Here is a 2030-nt window from a genome sequence, read left to right on the forward strand (position 1 = left end):
TGTCCTACTCTCCCACAGGGTCCCCCCTGCAGTACCATCGGCGCTGTAAGGCTTAGCTTCCGGGTTCGAAATGTAACCGGGCGTTTCCCTCACGCTATGACCACCGAAACACGATGAAACTGTGAACACCCGCACCGCCGCCGTAACCCGGCAACGGGGTTGTTCGTGGTTTCAGAACCAACACAGTGGACGCGAGCAACTGAGGACAAGCCCTCGGCCTATTAGTACCGGTCACCTCCACCAGTTGCCTGGCTTCCAGATCCGGCCTATCAACCCAGTCGTCTACTGGGAGCCTTACCCCATCAAGTGGGTGGGAGTCCTCATCTCGAAGCAGGCTTCCCGCTTAGATGCTTTCAGCGGTTATCCCTCCCGAACGTAGCCAACCAGCCATGCCCTTGGCAGAACAACTGGCACACCAGAGGTTCGTCCGTCCCGGTCCTCTCGTACTAGGGACAGCCCTTCTCAAGACTCCTACGCGCACAGCGGATAGGGACCGAACTGTCTCACGACGTTCTAAACCCAGCTCGCGTACCGCTTTAATGGGCGAACAGCCCAACCCTTGGGACCGACTCCAGCCCCAGGATGCGACGAGCCGACATCGAGGTGCCAAACCATCCCGTCGATATGGACTCTTGGGGAAGATCAGCCTGTTATCCCCGGGGTACCTTTTATCCGTTGAGCGACGGCGCTTCCACAAGCCACCGCCGGATCACTAGTCCCGACTTTCGTCCCTGCTCGACCCGTCGGTCTCACAGTCAAGCTCCCTTGTGCACTTACACTCAACACCTGATTGCCAACCAGGCTGAGGGAACCTTTGGGCGCCTCCGTTACTCTTTAGGAGGCAACCGCCCCAGTTAAACTACCCATCAGACACTGTCCCTGATCCGGATCACGGACCCAGGTTAGACATCCAGCACGACCAGACTGGTATTTCAACGACGACTCCACACGAACTGGCGTCCGCGTTTCAAAGTCTCCCAGCTATCCTACACAAGCCGAACCGAACACCAATATCAAACTGTAGTAAAGGTCCCGGGGTCTTTCCGTCCTGCTGCGCGAAACGAGCATCTTTACTCGTAGTGCAATTTCACCGGGCCTATGGTTGAGACAGTCGAGAAGTCGTTACGCCATTCGTGCAGGTCGGAACTTACCCGACAAGGAATTTCGCTACCTTAGGATGGTTATAGTTACCACCGCCGTTTACTGGCGCTTAAGTTCTCAGCTTCGCCCCACCGAAATGGAGCTAACCGGTCCCCTTAACGTTCCAGCACCGGGCAGGCGTCAGTCCGTATACATCGCCTTACGGCTTCGCACGGACCTGTGTTTTTAGTAAACAGTCGCTTCTCGCTGGTCTCTGCGGCCACCCCCAGCTCAGACCGAAAAGATCATCACCAGGTGTGGCCCCCCTTCTCCCGAAGTTACGGGGGCATTTTGCCGAGTTCCTTAACCATAGTTCACCCGAACGCCTCGGTATTCTCTACCTGACCACCTGAGTCGGTTTAGGGTACGGGCCGCCATGAAACTCGCTAGAGGCTTTTCTCGACAGCATAGGATCATCCACTTCACCACAATCGGCTCGGCATCAGGTCTCACCCCTGTAAGTGGCGGATTTACCTACCACTCGGGCTACACCCTTACCCCGGGACAACCACCGCCCGGGATGGACTACCTTCCTGCGTCACCCCATCACTCACCTACTACCAACTTGGTCCGGCGGCTCCACCACTCCCCTTTGCCCGAAGGCTCCAGGGCGGCTTCACGGCCTTAGCATCACTGGATTCAATGTTTGACGCTTCACAGCGGGTACCGGAATATCAACCGGTTATCCATCGACTACGCCTGTCGGCCTCGCCTTAGGTCCCGACTTACCCTGGGCAGATCAGCTTGACCCAGGAACCCTTGGTCAATCGGCGCAAACGTTTCTCACGTTTGTATCGCTACTCATGCCTGCATTCTCACTCGTCAACCGTCCACAACTCGCTTCCGCGGCTGCTTCACCCGGCAGACGACGCTCCCCTACCCATCCATAC

2 rRNA genes (1 of these 2 running past the window's edge) are annotated in these 2030 nt (G+C 57.0%); both read right to left on the minus strand.

The features are described from left to right. Window positions 1-108, minus strand: a 5S ribosomal RNA gene (rrf, locus tag ACFYXB_RS45440); the annotation flags it as partial. A 93-nt stretch (window positions 109-201) separates the two neighbouring features. Beyond that, window positions 202-2030, minus strand: a 23S ribosomal RNA gene (locus tag ACFYXB_RS45445) (it continues 1364 nt past the right edge of the window).

Source organism: Streptomyces sp. NPDC002619 (genome assembly GCF_042889305.1).
Taxonomy (GTDB): domain Bacteria; phylum Actinomycetota; class Actinomycetes; order Streptomycetales; family Streptomycetaceae; genus Streptomyces.